This is a genomic window from Pseudoalteromonas sp. OF7H-1, assembly GCF_022347825.1.
Taxonomy (GTDB): domain Bacteria; phylum Pseudomonadota; class Gammaproteobacteria; order Enterobacterales; family Alteromonadaceae; genus Pseudoalteromonas; species Pseudoalteromonas maricaloris.
Map to the genome: position 1 here is coordinate 93,084 of NZ_JAKRFX010000016.1, position 17,882 is coordinate 110,965.

Genomic DNA, 17,882 nt, shown 5'->3' on the forward strand with positions numbered 1-17,882 from the left:
CCTAATCTCAGGTTAAGTGATTTGCTGGCTGCTAAGCTTTGCACCAATTTGGCCTTCTTTATTGGCGTTTGGATCTTTAAGCACCGTTAACTTAGGCGGTTGTAACGCTAATACGCGATCGCCTTCTTCTGGTAGCTTTTTCATGTCAGAGGTAAATGGGCGGATCAACAAAGGCTCTTCATTTTTGTTCTGCTCTGTGAGTACAAACAGTGGGATTGCTTCACTGTTAACCTCTTTATACTGTTCCCATTTAAACTCTTCTGAGATCCGTGTTACGCTTACTTTGCCGCCCTTAGCCATCATGCTACTTAGCTTGGCGTAATTACCTTCGTCGCCAAACAAGATTTGGCGAGAAAGGAAAGTGGCGCTATCTTTGTTCGCCTTGGCGTGGTTAGTGGATGATTTGAGCGAATAAACACATTGATCGCCAAGTAAATGAGAAAAGTACTGTACACCCAAAGCGTTGTGGTGACGGTTAGGTGAAAGCGCTAGTACTGACTTTAAGCTGGTCAACGGGAGGTAACGCTCGGCATGTTCCGACTGTGGGTTACCATAGTAACAAGGCAGTCCGTCCATTCTTGCCATTTTGCAGTTTTCCCATGCGGGATCGGAGAGATAAACATCAATATTTTGGTCTTTTAAGCCTTTAGCCACCGCTCTAGCTACATGGTTTGCACCAATGATAAGTAAGGTATTGGGCTTTGGTTGACGTACTCCTAAAAGACGTGCGAAAGGTGTTGCAGTTAGGCTTTGTAGTACCACGGTGACAATGATGACGGTGAAAATAAGCGGCACCATTTTATCCGCATCCGCTATCTGTGATTTGGTCATACTCAACGCAAAAACTGAGCCTACAGCTGCAGCAACAATACCTCGAGGAGCTATCCAGCTTAACAGAATACGAGACTTTATCGGTAAGTCAGTATTGAACGTCGATAAGAATATCGACAGTGGTCGAGCAATAAATAATACTACTGCGAGAAAGATAAAGACGTCGGTGTCTAACAGCATTAAATCTTCTAACTTGAGTCGTGCCGCGAGTAATATAAATAAGCTCGAAATCAGGATCATTGAGAGATCTTCTTTAAACTCTAACACTGAGTCTATTTCCAAGTCATCTTGGTTAGCGAGCCAAATACCAAAGATAGTCACGGCCAGTAAACCAGACTCATGGCTCAGATGATTCGATAGCGTAAAGCTAAACAACACCAGCGCTAAAATGGCGAATTTGTGAAGCTCAAAGGGAAGCCACTCTTTTCTTATTAGGTATGTGGTTAGGTAACCTGATGCGACACCAATACTTATCCCAACACCAAGCGTTGATACGAGCGCCCACAAGGTGTGACTAAAGATACCTTCGCCACCAACTAAAGAGACTGCTTCAAATACGAGTACCGCAAAGAGTGCACCAATAGGGTCTATGACTATACCTTCCCAACGTAAAATACGGTCTATGTCTTTGTCTGGGCGCATGGCGTTCAGCATCGGGGCAATAACCGTTGGACCGGTCACGACAAGTACTGCGCCCAAAACGGCGGCAACTTGCCAGTTAAGCTCCAGCACGAAAATTGCGGTCGTTGCTATCACCGCAAAGGTTGCTAACATCCCGATAGAACAAAGGTTTCGTACGACCTTACCAATTCCTTTGAGTTCTTTAAAATGCAGTGTTAGTGAACCTTCAAAAAGGATAACGGCAACGGAAAGTGAGACGACGGGAAAAAGTAAATCCCCGAGTAAAGCATCTGGATCCAGCGTGCCACTAAATGGCCCCAAAGCAAGACCAATAAGAAGTAAAAACAAAATTGCAGGAACCTTAAAGGCCCAAGCAAGCCATTGTGCTATTACAGAACATACTGCAATACCTGCAATGTAGATTGCTGACATAGATTCTCCCCGGTTGGATTATCCCAACATTTTTATCAGTATAGCTAGCATCCTGTTATAACACAGCGCGAATGAGGGTAAAGTGAATAAATTACTGAAAATAAGGTATTATAAAATTGATTTATGGTGGTCATAAATAATTAACATGGGATAGGGTTGCAATCTTACCCGAGCTTACGTTAAGGTAATAAGCGTTCAAGGCGTGGAGTAAATCGCGCCGTCATTCACAATCTACTCATTACGCAATTATTCATTGCGGTACAGCCTTTCCGGCCGCACCAAACCATGGTGGCCCTGTTGGAAACGGCTCGACGTCAAGGGTTAAGTACTTGATGTCACAATCAATCTTCTATTAGTGAAATGTCAGCCAGTTAACGATTGTTGCTGTGTCTGGGTTTAGCATGTGTGGCGACATGATGGGACTAAGGTCTTCGCCGTCGCACGTCTGTTTGTTTTATCTATTTGCCGACTTTTTGGTCGATGCATTGCGCTTTCTGTTGTCTTCTAATAGGAGATATTTGGAGTACCAACTCGTGAGTGGGTGGTTAATTTAATGCAGGAATTTATGTCGATGAAACAGTCAAAACGTATCGTAATCAAGATCGGGAGTGCGTTGATCGCGCCAGAGCAAGATGGGTGTCGATCCCGCTATTTACTCAGCATCGCGCAATTCATCGTGCGTTGTCGAGCCCGAGGTATCGAAGTGATCCTCGTCTCTTCAGGTTCAGTCGCAGCAGGGTCGCACTTATTTCCAAACTCAGAGCAGCCTAGCATTGCGGTGAAAAAAGCGATGGCGGCAGCTGGCCAAACCGAGATGATGGCTACGTGGGACCGCTTCTTCGACTTCCCGTCGGCGCAGATATTGCTGACTCACGGCGACCTGCGTGATAGAGAGCGATACACCAGTATTCGTGAAACAATATTCACTTTACTCGATCATGGAATACTGCCTATTATCAATGAAAATGACACCGTGACCACAGACGATTTGAAGGTGGGTGATAACGATAATTTATCTGCCATGGTAGCGGGGGCTGCAGATGCTGATGGGCTGATTATTTGCTCCGACGTCAGTGGGTTATATAACAAAAACCCTAATTTACATGCTGATGCAGAGCTGATTTCAGAAGTGACAGAGATCACTGAAGAAATCTACGATATGGCTGGCTGTCCAACGAGTAAGGTTGGCACCGGTGGTATGAAGACTAAAATTGAAGCTGCTGAAAAGGCGACGTCTCACGGTATAGATACCTATATTGTTAACGGCTTCGAAGAAACAACCTTTGAATTATTGTTGGCGGGAAAAAATCCAGGCACGGTATTTACAGCCTATGATAAACCGATGCAAGAAGCAGTGCATTGGATGACTCACACAGCATCAGAGCAAGGTGAGCTAGTCGTAGATAGCGATTATGGCTCAGGCGAAAATCAAGTGGTGGGTCAGTTAAGTGGCGATGAAATCACTGAAGTAAAAGGTGAGTTTTCTGTTGGAGATACCGTACTCGTGAGAAGCAAAGATGGTAAGCGCTTAGCCAAAGCAACCACCAATTACAGTAGCTGCTTATTAAACTTTTTAACTGAACATGAAGAGAATCCGATCAGCGAAAGAATTCAAGATAGTATCGGACCCGTTATTTCAGAACAAGATATTGCATTATTGGAGAAGTCATAAGACATGAGTTTAATCACAGATATTTCATCACAGGCTGCAAAAGCAGCGAAACAGTTAGCACTATTATCTACAGAGCAAAAAAATGCGGTGTTAGCAGATATGGCAAAAGGGATCCGTGAAAATAGCGATGCCATTATTAAAGCCAATGAAGCAGATTTAGCTGCTGCTCGTGATAACCAGCTTAGCGACGCCATGATAGATAGATTAACGCTTAACCAAGCGCGGATTGAGAGCATGGCTGAGGGCATTGAGACCATCATTCAACTGGACGATCCTGTGGGTGCACGTAGAGACATGGGCGTAAGACCAAATGGCATTAAAATCAGCAAAATGAGAGTGCCACTTGGTGTTGTTTGCATGATTTATGAGGCGCGCCCCAATGTCACCGCTGACGCCGGTGCGCTGTGTTTTAAGTCAGGTAATGGTGTTATTTTGCGTGGTGGTAAAGAAGCGTTAGCAAGTTCTTTGGAGATCGCAAAAGCGATGCATAAGGCGCTCGAAAAACATAATCTACCTGCCGCGTTGGTTTCTGTTATTCCGGATCCAGACCGCGCGTTGTTAATGGAGTTGATGCAGCAAAAAGAATATATCGACCTTATCATCCCACGTGGCGGTGAGGGTCTAATCAATTTCGTTACTGAGAATAGTACGGTGCCAGTGATCCAGCATTTTAAAGGCGTGTGTCACTTGTATATAGATAAAGCGGCCGATCTCGATAAAGCAATGGCGCTTCTGTTAAACGGTAAAACGCAGCGTACTGGTGTATGTAACGCGCTTGAAGGGTTAATTGTTCATCAAGATATCGCTCCGACTTTTTTACCGAAAGCTGCAGCAGCATTAGCAGAAAGAGGCGTGAAAATTAATGCGTGTAAGCAAACCGTAGCTTATTTTGATAATGCAGTTGAATTGAGTGATGACGAGTTTGGCGAAGAATACTTGAGCCTTGAAATAGCGGTTCGTCAGGTTGCTGATTTTAATGCAGCGCTTGCACATATTGATCGCTTTGGTAGTCACCATACCGAAGTTATCTGTACGGAGGACAAAGCAGCTGCTGATTTGTTCCAACGTGGTGTTGATGCTTCCGTCGTGATGGTTAACGCCTCTTCACGCTTTAGTGATGGTTCAGCGTTAGGTTTAGGTGCCGAGATTGGTATTGCTACCACCAAATTGCACGCATACGGACCTATGGGCTTGGAGTCGCTAACAACCGAAAAGTTTTTAGTAAATGGTGAAGGCCAAATCAGAGAATAATGAACAGATGCTGCTTGAGTAGATCGAAGAATCATACTCAGTGGTATACACAGAATGACATAAGTAACTGCAAAGCTCGGGTCGAAAGACTTGGGCTTTTTTCTTTTCGATTTAGAGGGGTAATTTTGCAAGAAGTTAAGAAGAACGGAAAGTGGTGGAGCTAAGCAGGATCGAACTGCTGACCTCCTGCGTGCAAGGCAGGCGCTCTCCCAGCTGAGCTATAGCCCCACATTCCGTCAGTGGACGAAGCGAAATTTAATCATTTTTTATATTCCCGTCAACCCCAGACAAAAAATTTCGCTATTTTTTTATAGTCTTTGTTACACTGAACTGAAAATAAAACGAATTAAGCGAATTATGGTTCTGCGTCATATCTTTTCTATTCTCGTTATTGGGCTGCTAGCGAGTTGTGCATCACAGCCTGATGAGCCTGAACTTATTATCGAAAATCAATCTCTTCATAAGCGTCTTTCGCCAACTGGTGATAAAGAATTTGCTTTCATTGTAACGGTACAAGCAACACCTCGAATGGAGCTGGATGCAAGTAAGCCAATATCAAGGAGAGAACTAAAACGCTTTGCCGAGTTTGAGCGTATTGAAGATTCCCCCTCTCTAAAACTCAAGCTAGAAGAGCAAGCCGTCGCCTTGTTAAAACCGGCTTTGATTGAGGCGGACTACTGTAATTCAGGTCATAAAATTACCGATGTATACTGGCGACAGCGTAGCGTTCAGCTACGAGGTAAGTGTTTGTGATCAGAAACAATCCAAGTGCACTTGCAGAGCGGCTCGCTCAGCTAGATATCAACTATCTCAATTATGAGCATCCACCGTTACATACTTGTCTAGATGCTGACAACTTGAAGTTAGCGAGAAAAGGGACGCGACTGAAAAATCTTTTCCTCCGAGATAATTATGGAAAGCGACACTTTCTTTTTATTATTCCTGCAGATAAGCAAGTCGACCTAAAAGCGCTGTCTAAATCTCAAGGGGTGTCGCGTTTAGGTTTTGCATCGACGGACAGGCTAGCAAAGTATTTAGGAGTGGAACAAGGCTGTGTATCAGCACTCACATTGCATAACGACAGTGAGCAACAAGTCGAATTATGGCTTGATAGTGAACTGCAATCTGCGCATTTATGGCAGTGTCACCCTCTAGTGAATACTAAAACTTGGGTGTTAACGCTCGAAGATTTGAAACGCTTTTGGCAAGTCACTGGGCACTCACCTCACTGGGTTGACTGTGTTTCTCAAACTCAGAGCTAAGCCGACTGTACAGACGGTAAAAAGTGACGCACAAAACCAAGTGATACCAGCTTGCTCATAAATCAAACCCGGAAGATAAGATCCCAGCACGCCTCCGGAATAATAAAATGAAACATAAGCGCCATTAGTGACGGTTGCAGGTGCCTGACTAATACTGTTGGCTAATGGCGCAGCGGTTGAATGGATCACAAACATACAGGCGCAGAATAGCGTAAATAAGACCACAAAAAAGAACACAGACGCCACGGGTAATAGCGCAATGGTTGTAGCATAGATGAAGAACATCACAGCTAAAAATCGCCAGGTAGAATGAAATTTACTTTGTAGCCAAGGTGTAACGATAGACCCTAAAGCACCAACTAAATAGCCTGTATAGACCCAGCCCACTTTACTGGGATCAGTTAAATTAAAGTCGTACTTGAGTATAAAAGGTAAAAAGTTGAGTAGCCCCGCGAAGCAGAAAAACATACAAAATACAGAGCTGTATAATCTCACTAGGCGCGATTGCTTGAGTGGTGCCAAGTAATCCCTGATCCTTGTCGCGTGAATTATTGGTGGTTTGTTTTTGCTGGCTCGAATGCTAAATGCCAGCACAATCAATAACAATGCGTTTAGGTAATAGAAACTTTGCCACTCAAACCAGACAGTAAAGTTGGCTGCAAGCGTACGGCCAAAATAACCTCCGGCTATGGTACTTCCGATGTACAAGCTCATGTTTCTTTTCAACTGTGAGCCACTAAATTGTTGGCCGATATAACCCGTCATGGCAGTGAGTGCAGCAGGGAGTAACAGTCCTTGAACTAGTCGTGTAAGCAACAAGCCCGAGAATGAAGTCATTGAAGCGAAAGCCAAACTACTTAGCGCCAATAGTAGCATTGTCCATTTTAAGATCCGCAAAGGGTTAGACTTTGCGAGTAATAGCCCATAACAGATTGGTGCGATGGCCAGCGGCAGCATGGTGGCTGACATCAGCATACCTGCATCTGACGCAGAGACATTGAACTGCTCTGCAAATTCAGCCAGCAGCGGCTGCGGTGCATAGAGCACAAAAAAAATGGTAACAGAGCAAAGCAATAGATGAATGACGGGCATTAAGCAATAAGGCTTTTTATTTCGATGAGTTAGCTTAAATTAAAGCAAACTAGATGACAATTTTTTGCGCTAAATCACGATGCGTAACAATAATTTTGGTAGTTTTACATTAGATTGACCGATTCCTCTCTGGTCAATCGAAATTGCTGAGTTAAAATAGTGAAAAGTCTATTTTACGGAGTTGCATGATGGGTTCACTGCAAGATCAGTTGCTAAAAGCAGGTCTAACAACTGAGCACAAGGCGAAAGTTGCAAAAACACAAAAGCGTAAACAGCAGAAGAAAAAGAAAAAAGGCGCAACGAGCGACCAAACAGACCTTCAAAAACATATTGAGCAAACGAAGCTTGAGCAGCAAAAGCGTGCCGAAGAGTTAAATAAAGCGAAGCAAGAAACGCTAAAAGATAAAGAGCAAATTGCTCGCGTGAAGCAGATCTTAGAACATCATAACCAAGATGAGATCCGCGGCAATGTGACCTTTAACTTCACATACCAAAATAAGGTGAAGGAGTTAGAAGTTAATTCCGAAACACAAAAAGCGCTATCAAAGGGGCGTTTAGCGATTTGTGTGTTAGAAGAGCAGTTCTACGTACTACAAGATGAACCTGCTAGAAAGATCGCAGAGGTAGACGAGAAATATATCGTTTTCCATGTTGAGGACAATCAGCAAGGTGATGAGGATGACCCTTACGCTGACTTTGAAGTCCCAGATGATTTGATGTGGTAGTGATTAGGCTTTAGGTCAAACTTTAGTCTACACTGACTTACAACGTTAACCGTCAATAAAAAGAGTAATGATATGAGCAAGATGAAAAAACTACTAGTAGGGACTACGGTGGCAATTTGCGCACTAGGTTCAGCAAGTTCAATGGCTGCGGATGGTAAAGCATTATATACAGCAAAGATGTGTCAAACCTGTCATGGTGCAGATGGTAAAGCACCAATCATGCCTCTGTATCCTAAGCTAAATGGTCAAAGCAAAGAGTATTTAGCGGCGCAAATGAAAGATATCAAATCAGGTAAACGTAATAACGGTATGACAGCAGCAATGAAGGCGATGGTTGCTAATGTCACTGACGCTGAAATCGATGCGATTGCAGAGTATCTATCTAAAGTTGAATAACATCAAAGTTAGATATCAAAGATGATAAAAAACCACCGTTCGCGGTGGTTTTTAGTTGAAGATATAATTAAGCTAATTTAGACTTCTATACATCCAGATGTGGAGTCAGTAAGGGATCCCCATGTTCGAATTACCTCAGTTAAATTTAAAAGAAAAAGTAAGCGCAGAAGAATGGCAGCTGCGTGTTGACCTTGCCGCTTGCTATCGACTGGTTGAGCACTTTCGTTGGGGAGATCTAATTTATACGCATATGTCGGCGCGTTTGCCGGGTACGGATCATTATTTAGTAAACGCCTTTGGCCTGACCTTTGATGAAGTCACCGCTTCTAATTTGGTGAAGGTCGATCTTGAAGGAAATATTCTTGATGATACGCCATTTAAGATTAATCCCGCGGGTTTCACCATTCACAGTGCAATCCATGAGGTGCGAGAAGATGCGCATTGCGTTATCCACCTTCATACTAAAGAGACGATCGCAGTCGCGAGTGTAGAATGTGGTTTATTGCCTTTGAGTCAGCATAGTATGTTCTCCTTACCATCACTATCGTATCATGGCTATGAAGGCTTAGCAGTGAATATGGATGAGAAAAAGCGCTTGCAAGATGACTTAGGTACAACCAATCATATGCTGCTGGTGAACCACGGTGGTTTAACTGTTGGACCAACGGTAGGTGATGCCTTTATGCGTTTTTATGACTTACAGCGTGCATGCGAGATTCAAGTTGCGATTCAAGCAACGGGACAACAAGCCGTACCTGTACCACAACCCATTATTGATAACATATATAACCAAGCGAATGTCGTGCATAGCGGTAGCACCGGTGGTCAATTAGCATGGCCAGCAATGCTTCGTAAAGCTTACCGCTTAGACCCAAGCTTTGCTCAATAGGAGTCAACATGAAAGTTAATCGCGTCGAAGTTTTCGATATTCATTGTCCAGATAGACCTGCTTGGACACCCGTTTTTGTGCGTATTCACACCGATGAAGGCATTTCAGGGGTTGGTGAAGCTGGGCTTGCATACGACCTCGGCCACAGCGCTGCGGCTAGCATGATCAAAGAAATGGCTGAAGCTTTTTTAATTGGTCACGACCCTTTTCAAACCGAGCTGCTTTGGTCGCGTATGCTGAGAGAAAGCTTTTGGGGTTTAGGTGGCGGACCTGTGGTGTATGCGGCGATGTCAGCAATAGATACCGCGCTTTGGGATATTAAAGGTAAAGCCCTAAACCTACCTGTTTATCAATTGCTTGGTGGTAAAGTGAACCCTGAGCTTCGCACCTATGCCTCGCAATTACAGTTTGACTGGGATAGCGAGTTTAAAGCACTAGTTCAACCACACGAATATGCTGAAGCGGCTCACAAAGCCATTGCTGAAGGGTACGATGCGGTTAAAGTTGACCCAATTCAGTACGATAAAGATGGCAACACCTATTACGACAGAACTAAGCTTATCTCGCGCGCGGAAATGAAATTATACCGTGCAAGAATGAAAGCAATACGTGAGGCGGTAGGTGATGAAGTGGATATTATTTTTGAGTGCCACAGCTTACCGGGCGCGACATCAGCCATTCAAATTGCAGACATCGCTGAAGAATTTGATTGTATGTATTATGAAGAGCCAGTGAATTATCTTAACCACTCTTTACATGCAAAGGTAGCCAACAAGACCTCTGTGCCAATCGCTGGCGGTGAACGTTTGTATAATCGCTGGGGTGTTCGCCCTTATTTTGAAGATCAAAGTATTGATGTACTGCAGCCAGATATTGGCTTATGTGGTGGCTTTACGGAAACCAAGAAGGTATGTGATTACGCCGATATCTTTGATATCCGTATTCAGGCGCACGTCTGTGGCGGCCCGGTAGCAACCGCAGCTTCATTACACTTGGAAACCGCGATCCCAAACTTCCTGATCCATGAGCACCATACTTACGCAATCAAAAAGTGGAACAGAGAGCTATGTTTGCAAGACCCGCAGCCTAAGAACGGTATCTTTAAAGTGTCAGAAGAGCCGGGGCTGGGTATTGAGCTAAACGATGAAATCGTGATGCGCTCAGCCCGTGTTGAAATTAAGTAGGCATCCGACGATCAGCGTAAATACCTGAGTTTGGAATAACAGTTAGCTCTTACTATTGTTATTCTTAGACTCAATCAGATACAAAAAACCCAAGCACTGCTTGGGTTTTTTCATCTAAGCCAGAGTTATTATTTTAACAATGACTCAGTTAATACCGGGCGAATTTCTTTTACAATCGCTTGGCAAAGCTTAGGTGCGCCACAGATGATGTTGCCGCTACGGTTAAAGTTAGCACCGCCTGCAAAATCAGTGACCATACCGCCTGCTTCTTTTACTAACAGCTCACCGGCTGCTGTATCCCAAGGCTTAAGGCCAATTTCAAAGAAGCCATCCATACGACCTGCTGCAACATATGCCATGTCTAAAGCTGCAGAGCCCGCACGGCGGATATCAGCTGTATGAATGAATAATGCTTTGAATGCTTCTAGGTAGGCATCCATGTGGTGCTTTTGCTTGAAAGGGAAACCCGTGGCAAGCACAGTGCCTTGTAATTCAATAGACTTAGATACACGAATACGTTTGTTGTTTAGCTGTGCGCCTTGGCCACGAGAAGCGGTAAATAACTCGTCGCGGATTGGATCGTATACAACAGCTTGCTCTACGCGGCCTTTAACTCTTAACGCGATAGAAACAGCATAGTGAGGAATACCTTTAACGAAGTTAGTTGTACCGTCTAGAGGATCGATAACCCAAAGGTAGTCTGCATCTTTGCCTTCGTGATGACCAAATTCTTCACCAACAATAGAGTGATCAGGGTAAGATTTTAAAATTGTGTCACGAACGATTGATTCCGCATCTTTATCGATGTTTGTTACTAAATCATTTGTGCCTTTTTGAGCAGCTTCAACGCGCGATAAATCTTCACTTGCACGTAGGATAATCTTACCTGCGTTACGCGCAGCGCGTACCGCAATGTTCAACATTGGATGCATAGCATTACCTTTAGGTTGTAAAAGAACAGGATCATTTTGAGCCGGCGTATTCTAGCGGTTTTTTCTCTAAAGTAAATAACCAATTGTGAATTTTTCTGGTTGTTTTTTGTACTTCATTGCTGCGTAAAGATTTTTAATTTCTGGTTGTGGAGCTTGGAAAAACGCAAATTAGATATGCTACACTGCGCCATTATTTTTGTTTGAGACTCGTGTAAATGGCTTTAGAAGATATTCGAATTGTATTAGTGAACACCTCACACTCTGGCAATATTGGCTCTGTTGCGAGAGCGATGAAGACGATGGGGTTATCTAAGCTTTATTTAGTTGACCCTGCATGTGAAGTGGACAGCCATGCAAGTGCATTGGCGGCTGGCGCAACCGACGTGTTGGGTGCAGCGACTAAAGTCGATACACTTCAAGAGGCGATTGCTGATTGCGCTTTAACTATTGGCACGAGTGCGCGCTCACGCACTTTGTCGTGGCCAATGGTAGACCCGCGTGAGTGTGCACAAAAATTGGTTGCTGAGTCGGTGAATGGTCCTGTCGCCCTTGTATTCGGTCGTGAGAATAGCGGCCTAACAAATGAAGAGTTGCAATTGTGCAACTATCATGTGTGTATTCCAGCTAATCCTGAGTATAGCTCGCTTAATCTTGCGATGGCAGTGCAAACTTTGGCCTACGAAACGCGTATGACATATCTAGACACGCAAGAAAAGCAGCCAGAAGAAGTAGATGAAACGATTTACCCATCATCAAAGCAGATGGAGTTATTCTACGAGCATCTTGAAAATACCCTGAATGACACCGGCTTTATCATCAAACAGCATCCGGGCATGGTAATGACTAAGCTAAAGCGTTTGTTCAACCGTGCTAGACCGGAAGATCAAGAACTTAATATTCTACGTGGGATCCTAAGTTCGATAGATAAATCTACTAACAAGTAAACCAGACAGGATGCAGTATTGGCCAACTCAGCGCGCCAATACTGTTATATTTCTATCGTCTAAATATTAACCATTCCTTTTGTGAAATCTTGCATAAATCTTCATCACTAATACTTGACTAAAATACTCAGGTAATTACAATATCCATAATACTTGATTAAATTACTCAGGTATTTCGGGTAGGCATACGAGGGTTGCAGATTTAAAGCCGTTATTATGCTTGGTTAATACTTGACTATCTTAGTCAAGTAATTAAAATTTGCGGCTTGGTAAATTAGCGGGGGTTATGCATGAAACTGACATCAAAAGGCAGATACGCCGTGACAGCAATGTTAGATGTTGCGTTACACGCAAGTATTGGCCCTGTTCCACTAGCCGATATCTCTGAACGACAAGAGATTTCGCTATCTTACCTTGAACAATTATTTGCCCGTCTACGTAAACATGGCTTAGTTAGCTCTGTACGTGGTCCTGGCGGCGGCTACTTATTAGGCCGTGATGCACACACAATTTCCGTTGGTGATGTGATTAATGCAGTTGACGAGTCCGTTGACGCAACACGTTGTCACGGCGAAGGCGGCGGTTGCCAAAGCGGTATGCGCTGTCTGACTCATTCATTGTGGTCTGATTTAAGTGTGCGAATTGAAGAATTTTTAAACAGTATTTCCCTAGCCGAGTTAGTCGCCGATGCGGATGTTCAATCCGTAGCAACGCGGCAAGATAAGCACGTTAAACGTGTTATCGAGCAATTAGACAATATTCAAGTGAGCTGTCAACTCTAGGTTGACGTCAAGCGGAGAGATAAATGAAATTACCGATATATCTAGATTATGCAGCAACCGCTCCGGTTGATCAGCGTGTTGCAGACGAAATGATGCAGTGCCTGACAATGGATGGTAACTTTGGTAATCCAGCTTCTCGTTCACACCGTTTCGGTTGGCAAGCAGAAGAACTGGTTGATCAGGCGCGTAATGATATCGCTGATTTAATCAACGCTGATCCGCGTGAAATCGTTTTCACATCTGGTGCAACTGAGTCAAACAACCTTGCAATCAAAGGTGCTGCGCAGTTCTATAAAAAGAAAGGTAAGCACATCATCACCGTTCGTACAGAGCACAAAGCAGTACTAGACACCTGCCGTGAGCTTGAACGTCAAGGCTTTGAAGTGACGTATATGGATGTTGAAGACAACGGCTTACTTGACTTGAAAAAGCTTGAAGCAACCATGCGTGAAGACACTGTTTTAGTGAGCGTAATGCACGTTAATAACGAGCTAGGTGTTATTCAAGATATCGCGACTATCGGTGAAATGTGTCGTGAGCGCAAGATCATGTTCCATGTTGATGCGGCGCAAAGTGCTGGCAAGGTACTAATCGACCTACAAACATTGAAAGTAGACTTTATGTCATTTTCTGGCCACAAAGTTTATGGCCCTAAAGGTATCGGTGCGCTGTACGTGCGCCGTAAGCCACGTGCACGTTTAGAAGCACAAATGCACGGTGGTGGTCATGAGCGCGGTATGCGTTCTGGTACACTTGCTACTCACCAAATCGTGGGTATGGGCACAGCATTTAGAATTGCTAAGCAAGACTTTGAAAAAGACCATGCACACATCAGTGCACTTCGTCAGCGTCTATTGGACGGCCTAATGGATATGGACGAAGTTTATTTTAATGGTGCTATCGACCAATCAGTACCTGGCATTGTAAACATCAGCTTCAACTTTGTTGAAGGTGAAAGTCTACTAATGGCAGTTAAAGACATTGCGGTTTCTTCAGGTTCTGCATGTACATCGGCGAGCTTAGAGCCATCTTATGTACTGCGTGCTCTAGGTCGTAATGACGAATTAGCACACAGCTCTATCCGTTTCAGTATTGGTCGTTTTACGACAGAAGAAGAGATCGATTACACCGTCAATCTTCTTAAGAATTCTATTGGTCGCTTACGTGAGATGTCACCGCTTTGGGAAATGCACCAAGATGGCATCGACTTAGATAGCGTTGAATGGGCACACCATTAAGCAAGTTTTAGCCGCTGGCTGGATACTATCCAGCCGCAAGCAGGTAGTGAGGAAATAGTTATGGCTTACAGTGATAAAGTTATCGACCACGTTGAGAATCCACGTAACGTAGGTTCTTTAGACAAGAACGATCCAAGCGTAGCAACGGGCATGGTGGGGGCACCTGCATGTGGCGACGTAATGAAGCTACAAATTAAAGTGTCAAAAGAAGGCATCATCGAAGATGCGAAATTCAAGACATATGGTTGTGGTAGCGCGATTGCATCATCATCCCTTGTGACTGAGTGGGTGAAAGGTAAATCGTTAGAAGAAGCTGCGACTATCAAAAACACTGATATCAGTGCAGAGCTTGAGTTGCCACCAGTGAAAATCCACTGCTCAATTTTGGCAGAAGATGCGATTCAAGCTGCGATTGCAGATTATAAGAGTAAACAAGCGAAGTAAGAGACTATTATGGCAGTGACGTTAACAGATGCAGCCGCTAATCGCGTATTAGCCTTTTTGAGTAACCGTGGAAAAGGCATAGGGCTGCGCGTTGGTATTAAAACCACGGGCTGTTCAGGTCTTGCTTATGTTCTCGAATTTGTCGACGATTTAGATGAAGGCGATGAAGTATTTGAAGACAAAGATGTCAAAATCATCGTTGATGCAAAAAGTTTAGTTTATATCGACGGCACAGAGCTTGATTACACAAAAGAAGGTCTGAATGAAGGGTTTAAATTCAATAACCCAAATCAGAAAGACGAATGTGGCTGTGGCGAAAGCTTCACCGTATAGTTTGCAACAGTGAATAGTTTAAAGCCCTGCCTTGGTGGGGCTTTGCTGTATTAGGTGCGTATGCGTTATTTTGAATTATTTGATTTACCTGTTGATTATCACGTTGATTTAAACAAACTAAATCAAGGCTATTTAGAGCTACAGCGTGCAGTTCACCCAGATAGGTTTGCTGGTAAAAGTGAGCGTGAGAAGTTGCTCGCGGTACAGAAAACCGCAGAGATCAATGACGCGCTAGCGGTGCTCAAACACCCAGTTAAACGCGCCGAGTATATGTTAAGCGAAAAGGGTGTAGACATACGAGCAGAGCAACAAACGTTGCAAGATCCGATGTTTTTAATGCAACAGATGGAGCTGCGTGAAGCATTAGAAGAATTACCTGATGCGGCGGATCCTGACGGCGCGATTGCAGAGTTCGAAACACAGATCAAAGCGTTAGATACAGAGTTTAGCGCCTCCCTTGCCGAGCAGCTTCAAAGCGATGACATGAGCACATTAGAAGCCGCAGCAGACAATATTCGTAAGCTAAAGTTTGTCTACAAGTTACGCGACGAATTAGCACGTATCGAAGATGAATTATTCGATTGATGATGTATAGCATCAACAAACGTTAAAGTGAAAAGAGCATTATGGCATTATTGCAAATTGCTGAGCCGGGGCAGAGCGCGGCACCTCATGAGCATAAATTAGCGATTGGTATTGACTTAGGTACCACGAACTCTCTTGTGGCAACAGTACAAAGTGGCGAAACGAAGACCCTTAGCGATTTAATGGGTAAACCTATGCTGCCGTCGGTAGTAAGGTACACCGACTCAGAGGTTATCGTTGGTGAACAAGCCCAAGCTGCTTCTGCTGAAGACCCGACTAATACGCTTATTTCTGTAAAACGTTTTTTAGGTAAAACGCAATCTGAAATAGAACAAAGCTATGGTCAGTTGCCTTATAACTTTGTCGATAATAACGGTTCGCTTGCTATTGAAACCGTAGCTGGCGCTGTAAGCCCAGTGCAAGCCTCCGCTGAAATTTTAAAAACATTACACCAACGTGCTATTGATAGCTTTGCTGGTGAAGATGTAATGGGCGCAGTGATCACTGTACCTGCGTATTTTGATGATGCACAAAGGCAAAGTACAAAAGACGCAGCTGAGCTTGCTGGTCTAAAAGTATTAAGACTTCTCAATGAGCCGACTGCAGCTGCAGTAGCTTACGGCCTAGACTCTGGTCAAGAAGGTGTGATTGCGGTTTATGACCTTGGTGGTGGTACGTTTGATATTTCTATCTTACGCTTAAACCAAGGAGTGTTTGAGGTATTATCAACCGGTGGTGATTCAAGCCTCGGTGGTGATGACTTTGATTCATTGTTGGTCGATTTCTTTAAACAGCAAACGCAGCTATTTGATTTAAACCCAAAAGAGCTACGCTTGTTTATCAATAAGGCAAGAGCCTGTAAAGAAGCGCTTTCAAGCTATGAAACGGTAAACGTAGAGCTACCAGTTCGCGAGCAAAAATTTGTAGTTTCGATCACGCGTCAAGCATTTGCTGAAATGGCAATGCCATTGGTTAAAAAGACTTTACGCTCTTGTCGCCGCGCGTTAAAAGACGCGGGTGTCACAGCAGAAGAAGTCTTGCAGGTTGTGATGGTGGGTGGGTCGACTCGTATGCCGGTGGTGCGTGAAGAAGTCGGTAATTTCTTTGTTAAAGAGCCACTAACATCAATCGATCCAGACCGTGTGGTGGCATTGGGTGCTGCTATCCAAGCTGATATTTTAGTGGGTAACAAGCCTGACTCTGACATGTTACTACTTGATGTATTGCCATTGTCTTTAGGCCTAGAAACTATGGGTGGGTTGGTTGAAAAGATCATTCCACGTAATACCACTATTCCTGTTGCACGTGCACAAGAGTTTACCACTTTTAAAGATGGTCAAACCGCTATGTCATTGCATGTATTGCAAGGTGAGCGTGAGCTCGTTGATGATTGTCGTAGCTTGGCTAAATTTAGTCTAAAGGGCATTCCAGCAATGGCGGCAGGCGCTGCGCATATTCGAGTCACTTTTAGAGTTGACGCTGATGGTCTATTGAGTGTTTCGGCTGAAGAAAAGTCGACAGGTGTGCAGGCTGAGATCCAGGTAAAACCGTCGTTTGGTTTGAGCGATGACCAAGTAGCACAAATGCTAAAAGATTCGATGAGCAATGCCAAAGAAGACATGAGCGCTCGTATGCTTAAAGAGCAGCAGGTTGAAGCACTGCGTGTGTTGGAAGCGTTAGAGGCATCGCTTGCAACGGATGGTCATCTGTTGGCAGAAGATGAGCTCAATACACTGCGCGGTGCAATGACTGAACTTGCACAAATTCGCGAAAGTGCAGACAATCCAGAGCAGATTAAAAAGGTGATCGAAGAAGTCGATCAGGCGAGTAGTGATTTTGCTTCGCGCCGTATGGATGAATCAATTAAAAAGGCACTGCAAGGGCAGTCGGTAGACGAGGTGTAATATGCCACAAATTATCTTTTTACCCCATGAAGAGTTATGTCCGGAAGGTGCTGCAATCGAAGCGAAAACGGGTGAAACTGTACTCGATGTGGCGTTGAAAAACGGAATTAGTATTCCACATGCCTGTGAAAAGTCATGTGCATGTACTACGTGCCATATCGTTGTTCGTGAAGGTTTTGACTCGCTGGAAGAAAGCGATGAGTTAGAAGATGACATGCTAGATAAAGCATGGGGTCTCGAAGCTGAGTCTCGTTTAGGTTGCCAAGCGATAATTAGTGATGAAGACTTAGTGGTTGAAATTCCAAAGTACAATCTCAATATCGTTAATGAAGACCATTAAGTGCTGCTAACAACCTAGGTTGTTA

General features: G+C 44.0%; 19 protein-coding genes and 1 tRNA gene. 16 read left to right on the plus strand and 4 right to left on the minus strand.

Going from position 1 to position 17,882, the window contains the following annotated elements; translation table 11 throughout:
• Nucleotides 1–12 precede the first annotated feature (12 nt).
• Entirely contained in the window at nt 13–1,884 is a 1,872-nt protein-coding gene (locus MHN30_RS18105) for a sodium:proton antiporter (protein ID WP_130164974.1), read from the minus strand.
• Between the two features lie 571 nt (nt 1,885–2,455).
• Here MHN30_RS18105 and proB point away from each other — a divergent pair.
• On the plus strand, nt 2,456–3,556 hold the full coding sequence (gene proB / locus MHN30_RS18110) for a glutamate 5-kinase (RefSeq protein ID WP_017218481.1): 1,101 nt from the start codon (nt 2,456–2,458) through the stop codon (nt 3,554–3,556).
• A gap of 3 nt (nt 3,557–3,559) precedes the next feature.
• Complete coding sequence (locus MHN30_RS18115; RefSeq protein WP_130164973.1) at nt 3,560–4,807, plus strand: glutamate-5-semialdehyde dehydrogenase; 1,248 nt, start codon at nt 3,560–3,562, stop codon at nt 4,805–4,807.
• Nucleotides 4,808–4,959: 152 nt separating this feature from the next.
• On the opposite strand, the gene MHN30_RS18120 is transcribed toward MHN30_RS18115, so the two are convergent.
• Nucleotides 4,960–5,035: transfer RNA gene (locus MHN30_RS18120), tRNA-Ala, on the minus strand.
• A 129-nt stretch (nt 5,036–5,164) separates the two neighbouring features.
• Here MHN30_RS18120 and MHN30_RS18125 point away from each other — a divergent pair.
• Both MHN30_RS18125 and MHN30_RS18130 read left to right on the plus strand, forming a co-directional pair.
• A complete protein-coding gene (locus MHN30_RS18125; RefSeq protein WP_222241479.1) occupies nt 5,165–5,560 on the plus strand; it encodes a hypothetical protein in 396 nt (131 codons plus the stop codon).
• The gene (locus MHN30_RS18130) at nt 5,557–6,069 is read left to right on the plus strand and encodes a prolyl-tRNA synthetase associated domain-containing protein (protein ID WP_130127009.1); all 513 of its coding nucleotides are present in this window, start codon (nt 5,557–5,559) and stop codon (nt 6,067–6,069) included. Before MHN30_RS18125 ends, MHN30_RS18130 begins: the two co-directional genes overlap by 4 nt.
• Here the strand turns inward: MHN30_RS18130 and MHN30_RS18135 are convergent.
• Nucleotides 6,028–7,161, minus strand: a complete 1,134-nt coding sequence (locus MHN30_RS18135; RefSeq protein ID WP_045988900.1) for an MFS transporter — start codon at nt 7,159–7,161, stop codon at nt 6,028–6,030. The two genes, MHN30_RS18130 and MHN30_RS18135, sit on opposite strands and share 42 nt — an antisense overlap.
• Before the next feature lie 188 nt (nt 7,162–7,349).
• Between MHN30_RS18135 and MHN30_RS18140 the strand changes: the two genes are divergently transcribed.
• The 4 genes from MHN30_RS18140 to MHN30_RS18155 all read left to right on the plus strand — a co-directional run bounded on the left by MHN30_RS18140 (nt 7,350) and on the right by MHN30_RS18155 (nt 10,355).
• On the plus strand, nt 7,350–7,886 hold the full coding sequence (locus tag MHN30_RS18140) for a DUF2058 domain-containing protein (protein WP_010378951.1): 537 nt from the start codon (nt 7,350–7,352) through the stop codon (nt 7,884–7,886).
• 72 nt (nt 7,887–7,958) lie between these two features.
• Nucleotides 7,959–8,282, plus strand: coding sequence for a c-type cytochrome (locus MHN30_RS18145; RefSeq protein WP_039493034.1), 324 nt, complete (start codon nt 7,959–7,961; stop codon nt 8,280–8,282).
• A gap of 121 nt (nt 8,283–8,403) precedes the next feature.
• Nucleotides 8,404–9,171 carry a class II aldolase/adducin family protein gene (locus MHN30_RS18150; protein WP_239360639.1) on the plus strand — a complete coding sequence of 256 codons (768 nt, stop codon included), beginning with the start codon at nt 8,404–8,406 and terminating at the stop codon, nt 9,169–9,171.
• An 8-nt stretch (nt 9,172–9,179) separates the two neighbouring features.
• A complete protein-coding gene (locus MHN30_RS18155) occupies nt 9,180–10,355 on the plus strand; it encodes a mandelate racemase/muconate lactonizing enzyme family protein (RefSeq protein WP_045988902.1) in 1,176 nt (391 codons plus the stop codon).
• A 128-nt stretch (nt 10,356–10,483) separates the two neighbouring features.
• On the opposite strand, the gene suhB is transcribed toward MHN30_RS18155, so the two are convergent.
• Complete coding sequence (gene suhB, locus MHN30_RS18160) at nt 10,484–11,287, minus strand: inositol-1-monophosphatase (protein WP_017218489.1); 804 nt, start codon at nt 11,285–11,287, stop codon at nt 10,484–10,486.
• 215 nt (nt 11,288–11,502) lie between these two features.
• On the opposite strand from suhB, the gene trmJ reads away from it, so the two are divergent.
• The 8 genes from trmJ (at nt 11,503) to fdx (ending at nt 17,857) form a co-directional block, all read left to right on the plus strand.
• Entirely contained in the window at nt 11,503–12,231 is a 729-nt protein-coding gene (trmJ, locus tag MHN30_RS18165) for a tRNA (cytosine(32)/uridine(32)-2'-O)-methyltransferase TrmJ (protein WP_039493041.1), read from the plus strand.
• Between the two features lie 290 nt (nt 12,232–12,521).
• Nucleotides 12,522–13,013 carry a Fe-S cluster assembly transcriptional regulator IscR gene (gene iscR, locus MHN30_RS18170; RefSeq protein ID WP_010378960.1) on the plus strand — a complete coding sequence of 164 codons (492 nt, stop codon included), beginning with the start codon at nt 12,522–12,524 and terminating at the stop codon, nt 13,011–13,013.
• Nucleotides 13,014–13,036: 23 nt separating this feature from the next.
• On the plus strand, nt 13,037–14,251 hold the full coding sequence (locus MHN30_RS18175; protein WP_010378962.1) for an IscS subfamily cysteine desulfurase: 1,215 nt from the start codon (nt 13,037–13,039) through the stop codon (nt 14,249–14,251).
• 60 nt (nt 14,252–14,311) lie between these two features.
• On the plus strand, nt 14,312–14,695 hold the full coding sequence (iscU, locus tag MHN30_RS18180) for a Fe-S cluster assembly scaffold IscU (protein ID WP_010378965.1): 384 nt from the start codon (nt 14,312–14,314) through the stop codon (nt 14,693–14,695).
• Nucleotides 14,696–14,704: 9 nt separating this feature from the next.
• A complete protein-coding gene (gene iscA, locus MHN30_RS18185; protein WP_010378967.1) occupies nt 14,705–15,028 on the plus strand; it encodes an iron-sulfur cluster assembly protein IscA in 324 nt (107 codons plus the stop codon).
• Nucleotides 15,029–15,088: 60 nt separating this feature from the next.
• Nucleotides 15,089–15,613 carry a co-chaperone HscB gene (gene hscB, locus MHN30_RS18190; RefSeq protein ID WP_010378969.1) on the plus strand — a complete coding sequence of 175 codons (525 nt, stop codon included), beginning with the start codon at nt 15,089–15,091 and terminating at the stop codon, nt 15,611–15,613.
• 41 nt (nt 15,614–15,654) lie between these two features.
• Complete coding sequence (gene hscA / locus MHN30_RS18195) at nt 15,655–17,517, plus strand: Fe-S protein assembly chaperone HscA (RefSeq protein ID WP_130164971.1); 1,863 nt, start codon at nt 15,655–15,657, stop codon at nt 17,515–17,517.
• A 1-nt stretch (nt 17,518) separates the two neighbouring features.
• Nucleotides 17,519–17,857, plus strand: coding sequence for an ISC system 2Fe-2S type ferredoxin (gene fdx, locus MHN30_RS18200; RefSeq protein WP_010607222.1), 339 nt, complete (start codon nt 17,519–17,521; stop codon nt 17,855–17,857).
• The last annotated feature ends 25 nt before the right edge of the window (nt 17,858–17,882 follow it).